At 37.6% G+C, this 17,546-nt stretch carries 14 protein-coding genes and 1 pseudogene; 3 read left to right on the top strand and 12 right to left on the bottom strand.

Translation table 11 applies throughout. The features are described 5' to 3' along the window. Positions 1 to 182 precede the first annotated feature (182 nt). The 12 genes from W7W_RS0112560 to W7W_RS0112505 all read right to left on the bottom strand — a co-directional run bounded on the left by W7W_RS0112560 (position 183) and on the right by W7W_RS0112505 (position 15,011). Complete coding sequence (locus W7W_RS0112560; protein WP_010664090.1) at positions 183 to 515, bottom strand: SOS response-associated peptidase family protein; 333 nt, start codon at positions 513 to 515, stop codon at positions 183 to 185. A gap of 50 nt (positions 516 to 565) precedes the next feature. Beyond that, entirely contained in the window at positions 566 to 901 is a 336-nt protein-coding gene (locus W7W_RS0112555) for a hypothetical protein (RefSeq protein WP_029510596.1), read from the bottom strand. Positions 902 to 1,668: 767 nt separating this feature from the next. Next, the gene (locus tag W7W_RS0112550) at positions 1,669 to 2,709 is read right to left on the bottom strand and encodes a polyprenyl synthetase family protein (RefSeq protein WP_010664088.1); all 1,041 of its coding nucleotides are present in this window, start codon (positions 2,707 to 2,709) and stop codon (positions 1,669 to 1,671) included. Between the two features lies 1 nt (position 2,710). Continuing rightward, the gene (locus W7W_RS0112545; protein ID WP_010664087.1) at positions 2,711 to 3,376 is read right to left on the bottom strand and encodes a hypothetical protein; all 666 of its coding nucleotides are present in this window, start codon (positions 3,374 to 3,376) and stop codon (positions 2,711 to 2,713) included. 18 nt (positions 3,377 to 3,394) lie between these two features. Next, positions 3,395 to 4,126, bottom strand: coding sequence for a hypothetical protein (locus W7W_RS0112540; RefSeq protein WP_010664086.1), 732 nt, complete (start codon positions 4,124 to 4,126; stop codon positions 3,395 to 3,397). After that, positions 4,123 to 7,740 carry a PKD domain-containing protein gene (locus tag W7W_RS0112535; protein WP_010664085.1) on the bottom strand — a complete coding sequence of 1,206 codons (3,618 nt, stop codon included), beginning with the start codon at positions 7,738 to 7,740 and terminating at the stop codon, positions 4,123 to 4,125. The genes W7W_RS0112540 and W7W_RS0112535 overlap by 4 nt, the downstream gene beginning before the upstream one ends. 2 nt (positions 7,741 to 7,742) lie before the next feature. Next, positions 7,743 to 8,303, bottom strand: a complete 561-nt coding sequence (locus W7W_RS0112530) for a hypothetical protein (RefSeq protein ID WP_010664084.1) — start codon at positions 8,301 to 8,303, stop codon at positions 7,743 to 7,745. A gap of 538 nt (positions 8,304 to 8,841) precedes the next feature. Beyond that, positions 8,842 to 10,149, bottom strand: coding sequence for an FISUMP domain-containing protein (locus W7W_RS22935; protein ID WP_010664083.1), 1,308 nt, complete (start codon positions 10,147 to 10,149; stop codon positions 8,842 to 8,844). 912 nt (positions 10,150 to 11,061) lie between these two features. After that, positions 11,062 to 11,973, bottom strand: coding sequence for a carboxypeptidase-like regulatory domain-containing protein (locus W7W_RS0112515; protein ID WP_029510595.1), 912 nt, complete (start codon positions 11,971 to 11,973; stop codon positions 11,062 to 11,064). A gap of 79 nt (positions 11,974 to 12,052) precedes the next feature. After that, positions 12,053 to 13,558, bottom strand: a complete 1,506-nt coding sequence (gene ltrA / locus W7W_RS0112510) for a group II intron reverse transcriptase/maturase (protein WP_010664081.1) — start codon at positions 13,556 to 13,558, stop codon at positions 12,053 to 12,055. Between the two features lie 408 nt (positions 13,559 to 13,966). Continuing rightward, positions 13,967 to 14,179 carry a hypothetical protein gene (locus tag W7W_RS23525; protein WP_148660979.1) on the bottom strand — a complete coding sequence of 71 codons (213 nt, stop codon included), beginning with the start codon at positions 14,177 to 14,179 and terminating at the stop codon, positions 13,967 to 13,969. Between the two features lie 184 nt (positions 14,180 to 14,363). Continuing rightward, positions 14,364 to 15,011, bottom strand: a complete 648-nt coding sequence (locus W7W_RS0112505; RefSeq protein ID WP_148660978.1) for a hypothetical protein — start codon at positions 15,009 to 15,011, stop codon at positions 14,364 to 14,366. Positions 15,012 to 15,931: 920 nt separating this feature from the next. On the opposite strand from W7W_RS0112505, the gene W7W_RS0112495 reads away from it, so the two are divergent. The 3 genes and pseudogenes from W7W_RS0112495 to W7W_RS22190 form a co-directional block, all read left to right on the top strand. Further along, a complete protein-coding gene (locus tag W7W_RS0112495) occupies positions 15,932 to 16,594 on the top strand; it encodes a ParA family protein (protein ID WP_010664078.1) in 663 nt (220 codons plus the stop codon). A gap of 2 nt (positions 16,595 to 16,596) precedes the next feature. Further along, positions 16,597 to 16,890, top strand: coding sequence for a hypothetical protein (locus W7W_RS0112490; RefSeq protein ID WP_010664077.1), 294 nt, complete (start codon positions 16,597 to 16,599; stop codon positions 16,888 to 16,890). A gap of 70 nt (positions 16,891 to 16,960) precedes the next feature. Beyond that, positions 16,961 to 17,365: pseudogene (locus W7W_RS22190) on the top strand (RNase H family protein); the annotation flags it as partial. Positions 17,366 to 17,546 lie beyond the last annotated feature (181 nt).

Below are 17,546 nucleotides of genomic sequence, written 5' to 3'. Positions count from 1 at the left end.
CCAAATTTTTAGACTGTTATTTTATTGATTTTCAATTATTTAACTGTTTTGTCATGTACTAAGAGGATATTTATACAAGAAAAGTCTGCCGGCATTCCGACAGACCTTTGACCTTAACCCTAACCCGAGGGCAAAAATAAGCCTGTAAATTCAGGTGTACAAATCTTTTCAAAAAAACTTTTCTACTCTGAAGGAACGGCCTGTATCAGATCATTTTGCATAATAAACTCTCCACCCCCTTTCAACCAATCATTCTCTGCTTCCGGACTCAGCATTACCGGCATCCGTTTTTTAGTATTGTGAATTTCACTCATCAGCTCATTGGCAGCGGTTGTGGTGATGGTGTAGGCATTCAGGGTTTCTAGCGTGTTTTTATTTGTCCAGGTGTTCAAGAGCCCTGCAAAAGCAAAAGCATTAGAAATTTCCGGAGTGTACCATTCCGGCGTCAGAAACCTGGCTTTGAAACGATCTTCAAGCTGCTTGAAGGTTTTGTTGTTTTTGGTACGGAAGCACATGGCTTTGGGGTTTTAAACTGTCTTTTTTCATCATCTCCCCTACCGGAGCTTTAGTCTTGCAAAAACCTTAGAAGGAATTTCTTTTGTTCCAGGATATACTCCATAACCGGATTGGTGTCCAACTGTTCAAAATCGATAAATTCCTTTTCCCTGGCCAGAATCCTTACCGGAAAGACTATTCCTGTTTTGGTATCGTTAATAAAATAACGGGAATTACTGAAAGTTATCCGCCCATAAAATTTAACTCCCTGATCCATCCTCTCTTTGATGGACTCAATGGTTGGATTCTTAATAAAAGTCAGGCGGCAGGCCTGATAGTCATGTTCTTTGTTATCGGAAGACCTTAAACGAAAGGTTACCACATCGTCCTTACGCGGACAAGCCATGGGCAGCTCTTTGGTTTGCCGGACCCACAAAATCTGTTCATTTCTTTCATATCGGAAAGAGAAAGATTTTCCGGTTATCTCTTCTTTAATAAATCCGTATTCTTTACTTACATCAAATTAGGTTACAACGCCTCTGTGCTCTTTATCCATAGATGCAGATGTAATCATTCATTTTTCCAAAGGAGACTGCTATAAATCAATGGCAATCCCCTGTAGACTTACCCTTCGAAATTGTTTTCTTTAGTCTTTCTATATATTCTTCTATTTCAGATTCATTTAGATTCGTAAAATTGGGATAAATTCTGCAATCAAAAGGGTCATTAAAGTCATTCGGAGATGCAAGATAGAGTTCATTATAGATTAATAGATTTCTATGGCTAACATTGCTCCAATCTCGATATTTACATACAATCATCTGATTAAATGTGGTTTACAATTAGACCCAACGGATGGCGGTATTAAACGTTGCGCATTTTGAAACAAAAATTTATCAGCCCATTAAACCGCTGATTAAGTGTTATTTCGTTCAAATATAGCACTATCCGCGCAATGTTTTATGATCGCTTGTTAGGCACTAGCGGTTTATGTTCTCAATCTGTTTATCTATCAAGTTTGCGCTGTCTTTCAGACGAGCGTTTGAGCGGGACGGGCGAAAAGGCTCTTTGGCAAAATTTGATTATAGCGTTAGCTTAGTACGTTTTGCCAATGTGCCTTGCAGCGAAGGGTTGATTGCTAATTTCAATACTTTTAACAATTGTTTCAGATTGTCATAAATCTCTTTCAATCATATAAAGAATTATATTTTTAATAAAGGTTTTATCTTCCGAATCAGGTAGGTACCCAAATATTTTCATATACTCACGTAGGGCAGCACCAGCTAGTTCTTGCGCACATTTTGTTGCATAACTTATACTTTTGTATTTCTGCATTAAATCAAAAATCCAACATACATCTTCTTCATTTCTATTCTTTCGCGGTGTGTTTAAGAATTGGCTAATTTTTTCACGTTCGGTTGCACTACAATTGTTAAGAAGATGTATTAAGATAAGGGTCCGTTTCCCTTCCCAGATATCGCCTAATATTTCTTTTCCATATTTTTTTACATCGCCAACAAGGTTTAATAAGTCATCCTGAATTTGAAAGGCCGATCCCATATAATAACCAAAACGGTTGAATTTGTCAATATCTTCAGTATCACCTATTGCTGTTAAATAGCCTATACGCATAGGATGGATTATGGTATACCAACAGGTTTTTTTCAAAATCATTCTAAGGTAGTCTTCTTCTTGAATCAGTATTTTATTTTCTTTGATCCAACCAAGCTCCATGGCTTGTCCTTCGACAGATTGGCGTACCATATGTTCAATCTCAGTAAATACTGTCCAGGTCATATTTGGCCCCAACGAAAATAAATTCTCCATTAAGGGCCGTATGCTTAATACATTTAATGCATCGCCAACATTTACGGCAATAGCATTGCCATAACTTTTGTTTAATGTTTCACTCCCCCTTCGGTATTCACTTTCATCTTCAATATCATCGTGAACCAGAAATGCATTGTGAAACATTTCAATAGCAGTGGATGATTTTAAGACCATTTCTTCATTTCCACCAAATGCTTTGCAGGTTGCAATGCATAAACCTGGCCTAAAACCTTTCCCAGGGCGCTTTGGATAAGATGAAACAAGATCGTATAAGTATTTTCTGGGCTCTTTATTTGGCAGGTACGACAAAACAGAATCAATAGCTAATTTATTGTATTTTGCCAATACCTGCTTTAGCTCATCGTATTTGGAAGTTGTTATCATATTAAACTACATTAACAAGCAATATGGCTTTAAACTTGAGCTCAGAATTTGCTTGTAACAGCCCCGAATAACTTCCTTTTGCTGTATTTTTGGGCACATTGACTTCTATAGTGATTTTCTTTGTTTCACTGGGTTTAAGGTTAATATTTACAGGTTTGAATTTTATTGCAGTTGAAGCGATTTTATTGCCACTTGAATTAATCAGCTCTGTAACAAAAACATCAAATTTGGTAATATTTTTATCTCCTTCGTTTCGAATTGTCATATCGGCAGAGACTTTTTCGCCGGGTTTAACTTCATTTGGCATTTCTAACACTGGCGTTTGTGAATTGTTAGAACCTTTTTTATTGTTGAAATCCATTGAAATTATCTTATCCGTTAAATTAGTCCCATATTTTATCGATACATCAAGGATATTTACAATTACATCCAATAATTCATGTGCATCTTTTCTGAACCTGTTTATAAGGGCTTTCTGGTCGCTTGATGCCTTGTTGTTTTTAACGAATATTTCTTCAACCTGCTTGGCTGCAATTACCCCGGCTGCAACTTCTTCTTCTAAAATATCGGCAGCTTTTTGTACAACTTTTGATGTTGAGTTGGCAAATTCACTTAGGATGTCGAAGGATTTCGTTTTGAAATCTGTTTGGCCTTTTGATTTTTCCATCGTTAAATTTTTATAGTTTTAGTTTATAGGCTGATAGCATATTTCAACAATAGATGCCTCATAAGCGCCCCCTGTTATATGAATACGGTTGATGTTATCATTCTGGATGCGAATAGTTTTTAGTTCGTTGCTGATGTTCTCAACAAATTCATCAAGTAACACATCGTCGTTAAATACTGAGAAGGTTAATTCTTCGCCAGCATAATTATTAACCTGCATTTGAACCAGGTTTGTGCTATATGGGAAGTGAATTGCGACTCCCTGTGTTGGAAATACTAATTTAATAAGATCAGGAGGATCGCCTAAATAGCGAAAGCGAAATTCTTTACCTAGTGGTGTAAAAGTAAAACCCTCATATTCCAGCGGATAAGTAATAATTGTATTTTCTTTCATTCCACTGAAATTAAAACAAATTTGTTGAGGTTTATTTTCGCATGCTGCAACCCTGGTTGTACCCTTTATTGAGATTGACCCTAATGGCCTGTCGAAAATTTTGAAGTTCAATGTATAGTCACTTTTAGCGCAAATAGGTTCGCACATTTTTATGCATACAGGAATAGCCTTATCCGGAATAAGGTGCATTTTCATATTCACATCTAAGGGATCTTTTTCAGTGGTGAGAAAATTTACATTTAAAGGTGTTTTCTCAAACTGAAGTGATACCGGACAAGGTTCTTCTTTGAACTTATCGATCAGGTCCGATGTTTCTTTTGGCCATTGAATAATGGCTATGTCTTTTTGTTCTGTCATATTATTTGTTTTTTAATGGGTTGAGATGCATTGTAGTAAATACAAATTTTGATAATCATAGCTTCATTTAAACCACCAAAAAGTTTTAGGTAGGTAATGCCGTCTCCTTCAAGTGTAGTTGTTTCAGGTGCTATGAGGTATTCATTTCTGGCTTCAACAATTAGATCGTCATCCTGGTTATAGCCATATAAATACAGTATACTTTTAGTATTTAGTACATAAGTAACTTCCACTTTAAATGATGCATATGGAAGTTTAACCTGAACTCCTTTATTAGAAAACCATAATTTGCCAGTACCAACAGGTTGGCCCCAAAAAACAATTTTCAGAGGTTGCTGGGGATCGATACTTGAAAAATCGAAATTGTTTTTACTATATTCTATTCCAACTTCCCTTTCGGTTTGTTCATCGGCCCAATCAACACAAAGCTGTGTTGGTTCTGGTTCTGGCTCAATAATAGGTTTATTTAATTTTAACGGGCATGGGTATGGTGAAAATCTTACATCATCGATATAAACTTTAGCCACTTTTGATGTATTGACAAGTTTAATAAATATAGAAATTTCATTCGCAAGTGCTGTAACCCTGCATGTTATACAATACCAATTAAAACGATCATACCTTTCATTCCATACAATGTTAGTAGAAAGAGGATCTTCGTTTCCGTATGGGTCTATTCCCAACATACATCTTGCACCTTTGTCGGTTTCTGAAAGGTGATACCATATTATTACCTGGTAGTCCCATCCTATGTTAGTACCAAGATTTTGGAATATTCCGGCTGCACCTTGTTCTGTAAGTCGTACCACTTGCGAACGTTGACCTTCATGTACAATAAACTCTTCAGGAGCAAATTGTGCATTGCCTGAAGCAGTATTTATCAGTGGCCTTTTTGCATCCAGGCTATGATAAAATGCATTCCAACCATTGGCAACAACTCCGGCATCGTTAGTCCTAAAACCCTCTTCGAAATTTTTATTTATTAAATCAATTACTTCTACAATTGTACTTGCTTCAGTAGTAGCCAGGTCGCTATCGGTAACACAACAAACGGCAAAAAATTTACCAAAGCATTTATAAGTGTTGGTTGCAGCGGCAATACCATATCCCATAGGCGAGGCATGAACTTCTTTAATGGTTGCAGGAATTGTAGGTGTACCATCACCAAAATTCCATTTGGCAATATGTGTATCGCACCATCCGGGATCAGTAAAATACGCTACTAAAGTTATTGGCGAACATTTATAGGCATAAACATGTTTGTAAATTTTTACCTTTGGTGCAACATTATTAACCTTAAAAGATAAACTATCTTTTCCTACACCACCATTATCATCGATAACCAGTAAAGTAATGGTATAGATTCCATTGTTGCAGTAGCGGTGTTTGCCAATTACTGTGCCTTCAGCCTGGGGCTTATTGTTGGTTTCAGTTAGTTCTCCTATTTCGAGTGGAGAATTATCGCCAAAATTCCAATAAGCTTTATGCGTATCTTTCCATTCAATATCTGTAAAGCTTGCAATAATTTTAAGTTCTTCTCCTTCATAGCAAACTAAATCAGCACCAACATCAACAACTGGTTTACGGTTTAATACCTTTACTTTTACAGAATTATTGGTGGTTGCTCCTCCTGTTTGCGTAACAACAACTTCAACTTTTGCCAGGTAAATGCCATCATCTTCAAAACTATGGTAGATTTCATTTCCTGAGTAATCAAATGCATTAGCTATTTTCCAGTTAAATTGTGCCTGTGGGTTATATGCACCGGCATAAAACATTACCGGGTCAATTGCAGGTACATTATATGGTCCTCCTGTATTGGCTTTATACCTGAGTGCACTTTTATAAGTAGCTGTTATTGTTACTGAGCCAGTAAATAATATGCTTTCTTCATCTATTATAACTTCCTCATCGAAAAATGATTCAACGGTTCCAATACCTTGTAATTGTTGTGGCCATGCTCCTAATGTTTGAAGCTTACCGCTTACTTCATCTTCCATTACTTGTAAACCAATACTTTCAACCAAATTATTGATAACTGCAGCTATGACGATAGCAATAACCCCGGTTATCAGACCTAGAATGAAACCTAATGCTGCAAGTAGCCAGGCCCACCATGGCATATCAGATTCCTGGTCAATTATGTAAGGTTCAAGTACTTGTTGTCCATCGCTATCAGGCGGTGTCCAACGTAAACCAATATCTACCCAAAAATCAACATCGGCATCGGCCCCACAAAATACATCATGTACTTTTACGGTACCTGAAAAATGAATGGCACCATCTTTTAATTCCCAGCTTAAGCTGTTTAAGTCGGTATTGTGTCCTTCTATATTTCCAAGGTCGGATGGAATACCTCCAAAACCACCTTCATCTCTTGGGCTATCAACAATTTCTTGTATAAGATCGCATACATAATCGCCATTTAGGGCAATTCCTAGGTCATTATCGGTAGGAATAAAATTATTAAGCGAATTAATATTTGTGCCATTCATCGGATTTACAGCAATGGCAAGGGCATCGGTCACTACTTTGGGTTCAGCTGAATCGATTTCAACTGGCGAACCTTCAGGTGTGTCCGGAGTCCATAAGCTGTTATAGCGACGTGCATGAAGTGTTTCCAGAACCTGGCCTTTTATTACGGATGCTATTGTATTTACTGAAGGAACTGAAACACTCCGGTTACCAAGGTTATTAATTAAGGCTGTGCCTTGCGCAGAAATTTGTGCATGAAAAAGACCATCAAGATCAATCCCCATTGCTGAGGCAGCTGATTTGTTAGCTTCATAGTATATTCCTTCTGTGCCGTCGCCTGCGGTAATTGTTCCGGAACTGACGCTTGCAGAGGAGAAGTTTAAAAGTATATTCTCTTCATTATGTACAAATGGGCAAACAATATTTATTTTTGTATTGACACCCATGGGCGAGGCGCCAAGAGAAAGATTGGTAATTCGAATATATGCTGGTATTTCAATTGAAAAAGTTGAATCTCCGGCAGAATAACTTAGGGAAATTCGGTTTGAGCTATCTGTTTCATCATCAAATAGCATGATATCGCAATCGAAATTAATACCACTCCAGCTCTGGCCTTCTAATTGAGTAAGGTGTGGTATTGCTTCTTCCTCATATAATATATGAACATATTCACGGGCTAATTCTTCAAATATTGCGTCAACAGGATTGTTGGGGATATCAACAGTTATATCAGCTGCAGTGAGGCTTTCGTATAGCAACCCGATATTAACATCCGATCCGAGTATGTTTCCTATTGGTGTTGATATTCCAATAGCAGCATCCATTTCGAGCATAATTAATGGATCAACTACATCCTCGCTATTCTTAAATTCAATTTGAGTAAAGGTATCCATCAATACCCTTATCCTGTTTTGAGCAGGTATCAATTCTAAATCTAACCCATCCCTATGGATACTTATTTGCCCTCCCGTTACTTCAAAAGGATCGGCAAAATCTACTATATCGGCAGGAATAGGAATTTCGCTTGGTATCGTTCCTTCGGAACCGGAACCTCCATTGTCCCAAGCTGATTGAAGTATTTCTCGAAGTGCTGTAATATGGAGTTCAGCAACTACTTCAAAACCTCTGGTGTTTGGCATGGCTATTCTTGGTGTTGGTGGTTAGCAGGTATAATAAATTTTATTTTAGTTACAGGTACTTTTAATTTTCCTGTTTTCAATTGATTGAATTCTTGTTGCGACAAAAATGCTGGTTTGCCTGAGGCAATTGTCTGATATTCTTGTAGTAAATCGACAATCTTGTCAGAACCTTTTAATTTTTTAAGTGGATCTGATTCGGCTGCAACTCTTTTATTCAGATCAATGGAAGGAAGATTGTTTGGTTTTTTAAGTTTTATCTTTTTGAATAGCAGGTTGTCCACTTCTTTCGGATCGTCTAAATCGATTTTCTCTTTAGAAAGTTTCTCGATTTCCTTTTCAAGTTTTTCCAGTTTACCAATTTCAGGATTGCTAAATCGGAGAATACGTTCAATCTTTTTTTGTACATCGAGTGGAATATCATACCCCATTTCTTTAAGGGTGAGGAGAGGATTTGTCATGGCTAAAATACCAAGACGCTGGTTTTGATTGATTTCGCTCACAATTTCAGGAATATTCTTATGAAATTGCTTAAAGTCGTTGATTTTAATTGTTTTTGGTTTCATTAGGTTTAAGTTGTGTTAAACATATCAAAATCTTTAAAAAAGATAATTCTTAAAAGCTTGGTATTGAAAAATTTAACACTTAAAAGTACAAAACTGAATTTAATAAGTCAATATTAAATTAGGGTGTCTAATAAATTAATTTTATTAGTTTAAATCAAGTTGTTCACCTAGCTTGTTCTAAAACTATATCTATATGGTTTGTATTGAATATTAAATCTCATGCACCTGTTGTCAGTCATCATCTAATTTCAAAGACCTTCGCCTTATTCCGAAGATTTCGGCTTGCAAAACCGTTTCGCATTCTTTTTAAATGTTGCGGTTTCTCTCAGCGTACACCGTCCCGGCTATATGCGCCTGGCCCGTGGCTTTCAGACCAGCTGTGACTTTATCAGCTCGAAAGCATGGGTTTGGGTAAAACCAAACCCTCAATGTGCTGTGGATGCCACGGCTGGCGTATTATAGCTTTGTTGTGTGGTGATTTTACTTGAAAAATTAGAAGTCTACTATTTCTCCAATTCATTTTTTTACAAAACAACAGCTAGTCTTTAACGCAGCGAACAGAATAGCCAACCGCCTTTCTTCTGCCATCATAACAATCTAAACCAGAAAAATACTGATGTATTGCAATATGTTGTGCCCACTTACTATCACGTTGAGAACTACTCCACCATCCAGCAGTATAACCAGCACCTATGGATCTTCCATTTACATTTCCTTTATAACCACTTGGCAAGGCAGTAAAACCAGATGAATTATTGTTTTCTTGGTTGTATCCTGCATCACCTATGCTAGTGCTTTCCACCCAACCATGATTCGAAGCTAAAGATTTATTAATTTTATTTTCACCTATTGTGCCGTCATAATTATAGCCATTAGCAGCTAGATAATTTTGCAATTCTAACCATTCTTCCTGACTTGGAATGTGCCATCCATCAGGGCTAATTCCCTTTACATGGCTACTCCCATCATATGGCACACCCCTAACTACTGCTGCATATGTATATAAGGCACCATAGTTTAAACTTGGATCATTATTATAAAAGCAATAAGCAAAATCATTATTATTATCAGATAGCATTAACCATTCATCGTTATCAAATACATGTGGAATTGATGTTCCATCAGAATATTTGGTTGATCTAAGATTTTCCATCATCCACCATTGATCACCAATTTTAACTGTTGTGTATATATTTCCTTCATAATCAATTACCGAACCGTATTCTATATTAACTTTAATAAATTCTTCTTTTATTATTTTATTTTTACCAAAATCATTTGACGTTTCCAATGAAACAGCATATACTCCTGCCTTAACATATGTATGCGTTGGATTCTTAGTTGTTGCATCTACTATTCCATCATTATCAAAATCCCAACTCCAACTTGTTGGATTATTAGTACTTTTATCTTCAAACTGTACTGTTCCTTCACGAAAAATCTCTGTTTGTTCTGCCGTAAATTCAGATATTGGAGCATTAACAATACTAACAACAATAGTATTTATAGCTTCTGCCTCTTGATTATCTATTGCCTTTATTTTGATACTATAAAGGCCAATATCTCTACTTGCCGTATCCCATATAAATTCGTAAGGATATTCACGATCTACACCAATATAAATGTCATTTATATAAAAGTGAATTTCTGTAATTGTACCATCAGTATCAGTTGCCTCTACTAATATGTTCACTTTTTCACCAACTTTGATTTCATCACCATCTAAAGGTGAAATAATTAAGCAATTTGGCGAACTGTTTTTTATTTGTTCTTTTTCTTTCCCACAAGATATCGATACTATTATTATCAAAATAACATTAAACAATTTATAGTTTTTAATACTCATAATGCACTTTAAATTATTAGTTAATCTGAATCCTTTATTCTAACAAATATTAATACATCCCCATTGCACTTTATTGCATGTTAATAAAGTTGAAAATTTGCATTAAATTCTCATTGATTTGATAAATAGCACAACCGGGTAGGTCAGGAGGAGTAAAATCCTCCTTTCCCCCCTAAGAACCGTACCCCGATGAAAAATCGGGGCAGGCTGTGATAGTTTCCCATCATATGCTTACGCCGAAGCTTCAGCATAGGCACTACGGCTCAAGCACTTTTAAGGCTAACTCTTTTGTGAGTACACCCGGCGGCAAAATAAACTGTCACCTTAGCAATTTCTCTTTATAGCCGACTGACACAAGGTCTTGAGATGCACACGATGGATATAATCCTCGTTCATTTGCTTTTCTCAATTCATCGGTTCTTTACGCCTTTACGATCCCGAATATGAATTTTGTTGATTTTGCTTTTTGAGGCAAAATCTTACAAATTCTATATCGGGACCCTAAATCGATCTAAGACCCCGAAGACAGTCTGCCTCACGGCCTGCCCCTTCACGAAGTGTTGGGGGTTTCCTGCCTCGCCATAGGATACAAAATCCCTGCGATTGGTACACTTTACCCGGAAGCTTCAACCGATAATGGTTTACCCTGTTCAAATACTATTTGACAGGGTGAACCATACATCCGTTGTCCCGGTAGGATACTATTGGAAGAACAATAGATTTTATCAAGGCCATTGACTTGTAAAACAATTATATAGAGCGACTTCGTGTCGCAACGTTTAGCTGTATGCGCCGTGCGGGATTTTCGGAGACGCGTTCTCATCCCCCGTTACAAATTTTGCTAAAGCCGACAACCAAAAACGCTGTAAGCTCGCCCGCATGGCGTATACAGCCTGTTGTGTTGCGTATTTATTAATATTTATTAGCATTTTTTTGATATCTATAATAATAATATGTTTTAAATCCTATTCCGAACATTATTTCTTGATAATCATTAATTTTATTGAAAGCAACGAATGTTTTTAATCTTTTGAATGGTGCTTCAATTTGCAAGTGATATTCGATTGTCTTTTTGTAAAACCCCATTTTGCTAGTTAAGGTCAAATAATTTAATTTTCGAAACTCTTTTTCATAACCAGCTATTAATCCACACTTGGATGAATTGCTTGTATTGTCTTGACAGTAAGCCAGTTTGCTTAGGCCAAGAATTATCTTATTGTTATTAACTCTTGCATAATTTTCGATTGAATATGAAGCTAAATCAATTTTATTTGAAATACTCAATTTTCTATAATTTAAATCAATCGAGTTATAAATATGCCAGTCAGAAATTATAATCTTATATCTGGATAAACTTAAACGCGCAGCTAAATTTTGATTTAATTTTAAATTTGTCAAATAATCAACTTGAAAACCAACAGATAAAGGTCCAACTACTGGCGTACTATAATAAAACCTTGCCCCCAAAGGAGTATGAACTACTCCTGATTGTAGATAAAATCCTATTTTTTGGTCAAATGCCTCATAAGTTATATATGGTTTTAATGACGTGTTAATCACAGTTTGTCCATTTATAGGAACTTTTCTTGTCACGAACCCAACAAAACTAAATTCTAAAAAGCTTGCTGTATCACTAACAATAATTTTATAATCACCATTTAAATCAGCCTTTACACTATTTGAAGTTCCAATTTCAATGATTGAGACTCCAGGTAATCTTGTAGAGTCTTCCTCACTCAAAATACTTCCTGTTATAGTAATCTGACCAAATGTCAAAGTGGAAGGAATCAAAAAAATCAATATAATTATCAGTTTACTTCTCAATTTACGCGAATTTAATATGCAACAACCGGGTAGCTTACGCCCCCTAAGAACCGTGCGTGCCAGTTTCCCGGCACACGGCTTAGGCACTTTTAAGGCCTGCCCGGTTAGGGAAGACCCGGCTGTTATTACTACTTTTGTTGTCGTTGACAATAAAAGTAGTAATTTGTCTGCATTCTTTGGCTAATGCTTGTCTTCTTTTTGCTCTGTCAGAGAAGTATTTGTCATACTCTTGCAGGCATGGGTTGGCGTCTCCCTTGATTTTTGCATGGTACCGTATGGGCACATAACCGATTCGATATAGCCGGTGAACGGCCGTTCTGTTTTTGGTAATGCACCTGTCGGAAAAATGCAAGTCTCGGAAGTAACGATGGAAAATCCACCAGCGGTTTTTGTTTGCGTGTTGGTATTTTGCCCATCGTTTAAGCTGTTCCCAAATGAATGACCCTACTTTGGCGAAAGTCCTTTTGGCGCAAATGCCTTTGTGATAGTTCGACCAACCCCGTATAACGGGATTGAGGATACGTATCAGGGCATGTGCGGGAATTCCGCGATATTGCCTGATCATTTTGCTGATTTTGTCCTTGAAAGATTGTACAGACTGTTTAGACGGTCTGATGACCAGTTTTCCGTTGAATTTCCGGACATTCTGGGAGAGAAAGTCAAATCCAATATTGATGTGCGTAATTTTGGATTTCTCGGGGGAGAGCTGAAGCCCTCTTTCCAGCATGAAGTTTTCGACCAAGGGGATGATTTCCTCGGTAATAACTTCTTTGTTGGCCGCTGTAATAACAAAATCATCGGCATATCGGATGAAGTTGACTTTGTGACCTTTCCGTCTGGGATATTGTCTGTCGATTAATTTCTCTAATCCGTCAAGTACCATGTTCATGATCAGGAGAGAAATGATTCCTCCCTGAGGAGTACCTTTCTCTGTAGGGAATAAGCGTTTTTTCTCGATATATCCTGCCTTAAGCCATTTCCGAAGAATGGTCTTGTTGCTTGGAATATACTTTAGAATCCAATCGTGGCGGATGTTATCGAAACACGCTTTAATATCTGCCTCGAATATCCATTGTGCTGAGTTTTTTCTGCAAAGAGCCAGGAAGTATTGAGCAATCGCATCGTTGCACGAACGCCTGTTTCTAAACCCGTATGAGTTACGGTCGGCCAAGGTTTCGGATAACGGGTCGAGAGCGATTTTGAAAAGCGCTTGCATCGCTCTGTCGTGCATGGTGGGAATGCTGAGTGGTCTTTTCTTCCCGTCCTTTTTAAGAATGTAAACTCTGCGCAGTGGCTTGGGACAATACCCTCTAACAAAAAGAGAATTGGCAGCTTGTAGCTTCTGGTCAGGCGTTTGCCAAACCCGATTATCTACCCCCGGGGTTTTACCGCCTTTGTTTTTGGTAACCCTGAGAACTGCCAGCAATTTAGCAAAGAATGATTTCGAGAGGAGATGCATCAGGGCTTTTGCTTTGCCCCAACGTTTCTCTTTAACAGCCTTGGCAATGCGTCTTTGCAGCCTGTTCACCGATTGGATGACTTTGCGCCATTGTATGGTGTGGAAGTGCACACGATGAATTTGCATCCTCGTTCATTTGCATTCTTTCATTAACAGGTTCTGTAAAGCTTCTTGCCATAAAGCACCAGTTGAAGGTCAGCGGGCTTTCGCCCCGTGATGATGTTTCAACCACTATCCGACTCATTACAAACCGGCCTTCGCTTGTTTCAACCTCTCTGTCCGACGTTTCCCAATGCCTTACGGTTATGGTTTTATCCCGTTTGTTTACCCGAAACAGGTGGGAGAGAGCGCCGGGCTTCCACGTTCCGCTCTAATAACAAGCATCTGTGGGTTTAGGCCCATCCTGTCTGCCGGCTGAACAACATCTTCGTATGAGCTGCGTTAAACGCTCATAACTTGTCAGCTTACCATTTTGGTAGGGAGCGTATCAGTCTTAGTTTTCGCTCTTACGCCTTTACGACAGTTTCGGAATGTTTATGTACTTTGACCATACCCACGCATCCATGCCCTTAATCGGTCTAAGACCCCGAAAACAGTCCGCCTCACGGCTTCCTGCCTCGCCATGGGATATACAATCCGGGCGATTGGTACACTTATCCCGGGAGCTTCAACCGATAATGGCTGCACCATACATCCGTTGTCCCGGTAGGATACTATTGGAAGAACAATAAGTTTTATCAAGGCCATTGCCTTGTAAAACAATTATATAGAGCGACTTCGTGTCGCAACAACGTTAAGTATATGAAAAGTAGGCGACTTCGTAGCACTTTCCTTTCAAATTACACAAAAGTTGAAGCGAGCTACAACCCTTGAATTTACTACTATCCCGCCTATTTTTTATATACATTGTTGTGCGTTCGTATTTTTATTTTTAATAATAATCTATATTTGTCTTATCTGTAAAATGAATCCAGTTTTTATCAATTTCTTTTCCATTTTCAAATAAGTATTTCATGTATTCTTTATTTGAACTTTTAAAAACTAAAGAGTCTGGTTTATAAATCAAGTAGTCATTATCTGAGAATACAATTTTCAGTGTATTCACTTGAGAATGTTTGTCAATTTCGAGTATTTGATATTTCAAGATTAATTTCTCAAGGTCTAAGAAATAGTCTACAACATTAGAATCAGTAGTATTTTTAATTATTTTAACTTTTTTGTCATCATACGGGTCGGTGAGCATATAATTCGTCTCAGATTTTGATACAATTACATCTCTTTCAGAGAAGTCGTTAATTGGAACATTAAATAATTCACTAAAAACATCTGTTCCGAAAATCCTTATTGACGAGTCTCTAAAAATTAATACTCTATAATAATTTGAACTGTCAATATTACCATAAGTAAAATTGGTTCTGGGGTTATAGTCAAACTTTGTCAAGTCGCTTTTTAAAAACGAATCTTTTTGTTTTTTGTAGAATTTTTCAGAAATAAGACTTTCATTCTTTCCCGAATTTGATGTACAATTGGTCAAGCTTATTATGAATACGACTAATATTAATGTTACTATATTTCTCATTTCTCTAATATGACGCACAACGCATCTATAGCGTCATTGATGTTATGCATCCATAAACGACAATTGTGTTTATGGATCTTTTATCAAAACGAAAGGTGCACAATACATACCTATTTAGCATATATTATACACCTTCCTATATTGAATTCAGTTTTCCCCTTCCTGTAATGGAGAGGAATATCAGATTTTCTTTAATCCTTATGTGGGGTTGGGACTCCAATTTGTTTTAGTTTTTTGGTTACCGTAAAACTAACTTTTTTGTTTTCTTTTTCCAATGAAAATTAACATTTTTCCACAAACTAATTATTTTGATTTGAAATGAGCATGGCAATAATTGCCAAAAAGAACATTATAAGTTCCTGCATGCGGGTTCTATAAGGCCATAATGAGATTTTTTATTCAAATGAAACGAGCATGGCAATGATTGCCTCAAAAGAACATGTATAAATTCTTGCATGCGAGTTCCATCCGACCTTAATTAATAAATTTTATACGGATGAAATGAATTGACCTGGTTCTGATGATGACTCACCGTTTTGTTCACCAAAAACACCTGATTCGATTCAAGACAAATGAGATTGAAAACGCTGAAAGCCTTTGTTCATAAGATTTGTAGCAATCTGGTGAGTCAAAAATAAAAAAATAATTGACTCACCGTTTTGTTCTCATTTTTATTGAAATAAACTAAATTGAATTGATTTATAAAAAACAAAAAAGCCTGAAAATCATACGATTTACAGACTTTTGCTTTCAGATGGTTTCTGAAAAGTCGGGGTACCAGCCCGAATATTTTTTTACTTATCAATTGATTATCAGATATAAAAAAAGCATGTGTATCACACTTGTATCACACAAATTTTTGGTTACAGGTTTTTAAGTTTTTAAGTTTGGATTGGCGATAACTTAAAAATTTAAACAAAATGACAACACTCTCTTATGTGTCCACCAAGGGTGGCGTAGGGAAAAGCACCCTCAGTTGGATTACGGCCTGTTCACTGGCCAATGACTACAGCAGGAAGGTCTGCATTGTTGATGCAGACCTCCAGCTTAGTCTCTTCAAGAACGCATCGATTCAGGAAAACCTTCCTTTTTCGGTTATTCCGGCTTCCCTGCCTGAAATATACGAAAAGGTAAAGGGATTGAACAGCGATTTCGATATAATTATTATTGATATGCCAGGCTTTCTGCATACTCCTGACGGAAGCCGCAAAGAAATTACCGAGTTCTTGTTTTTTGTGGATGTGATGCTGCTCCCTCTCAAAGTCCATGACTTTGATGCATTGAATCTGCTTGATTTCTCATCGGTAGTGGCTGAAGTGAGTCAGATTAGACAAAAGGAATTCGGATTAAATCCCAATGTTGCCTGGTTTTTCAATGATTTGCATGGACGCAAAGAGATCCGGCAAATGGAACGATTACTGGAGCAAAACAAGCTACCTGTTCTGGGTCGTAATTTATCACGCTCTGTCTTCTATGAGCGGGCCATTCGCAGTAGCGAGAGTTTGCTTACCTCCTCCTCTACTCCTGCCAAAATCAAAAATGAGTTAAGACTATTTTTGGATCAAATCATCAACCTCCTTTAATCATGGCAAAATCTATCTTTGATAAACTCTCCGATGAGTCTGTAGTAAACCAGATCCGGAAACAGTCGGAATCGCATCTTGAAAACATCCAGCGGGAAAACAAAAAAGGTTCCGGCAGAAGGAGAACGGAGTGCGCTCCTCATTTACAGAAATACTATGCTGACGGGCCGGGCAATGATGTTGTTCAGGTAAGTAAAGAGCTCAAGAAAGCCCTTAATCTTAAAAAGATTGAGAGCGGTAAGCCTGTAAAACTTCTTGTTGCAGAGGCGATCGTTCAATACCTGGGTATAGAATAACCTCCTTTAGATAAATACCATGCAAAAGGTCGTAATTTTTACTGACGGAGCCTGAAAAGGCAATCCGGGTAGAGGTGGCATAGGCTATTACCTCATTAGCGAAGCAGGTAAATCGCTCAAAGGTTCAAAGAGTTATCTCAGAACCACAAGCAGCAGGATGGAACTGATGGCTGCCATTGAGGCATTGCGCCTGCTGAAATTTCCCTGCAAAGTGGAACTTTATACCGATTCCCGTTATCTGGCTGACTCTGTAACTAAAGGGTGGCTGAATACCTGGCTGGCTTCCCCGTTCTTTCTTAACCGGAAAAATGAGGATCTATGGCGCAAACTGGCTCTGGAATTGCAGAAGCACCAGGTAGATATCCATTGGATTAAAGGGCATTCTAAATACACTAAAAACTGCCTTGTGGATCGACTGGCTTCCGGTGCATGTAGCAGCGGAAAGTATTTAGCAGATCCGGGGTATGGTCGGTAGGGGAATTGATTTAATCTCTAATAATCAATAGTGTCCTAAACATTTTCCCAAAAGGGATTTCATCCCTTAAACCCTGACCCACTTTCTTGTCTTGATACAAGAAAGTAGGCAAAGAAGATCAAGACTGAGCCAGCTTTCGCTCTAAAAACTACGGTTCTTTTATCGTAATCGTCAAAACTCA

The sequence above is a fragment of the Marinilabilia salmonicolor JCM 21150 genome, assembly GCF_000259075.1.
Taxonomy (GTDB): domain Bacteria; phylum Bacteroidota; class Bacteroidia; order Bacteroidales; family Marinilabiliaceae; genus Marinilabilia; species Marinilabilia salmonicolor.
The sequence above is the reverse complement of the archived record's forward strand: the minus strand, read 5'-3'. Positions and strand labels throughout refer to the sequence as shown.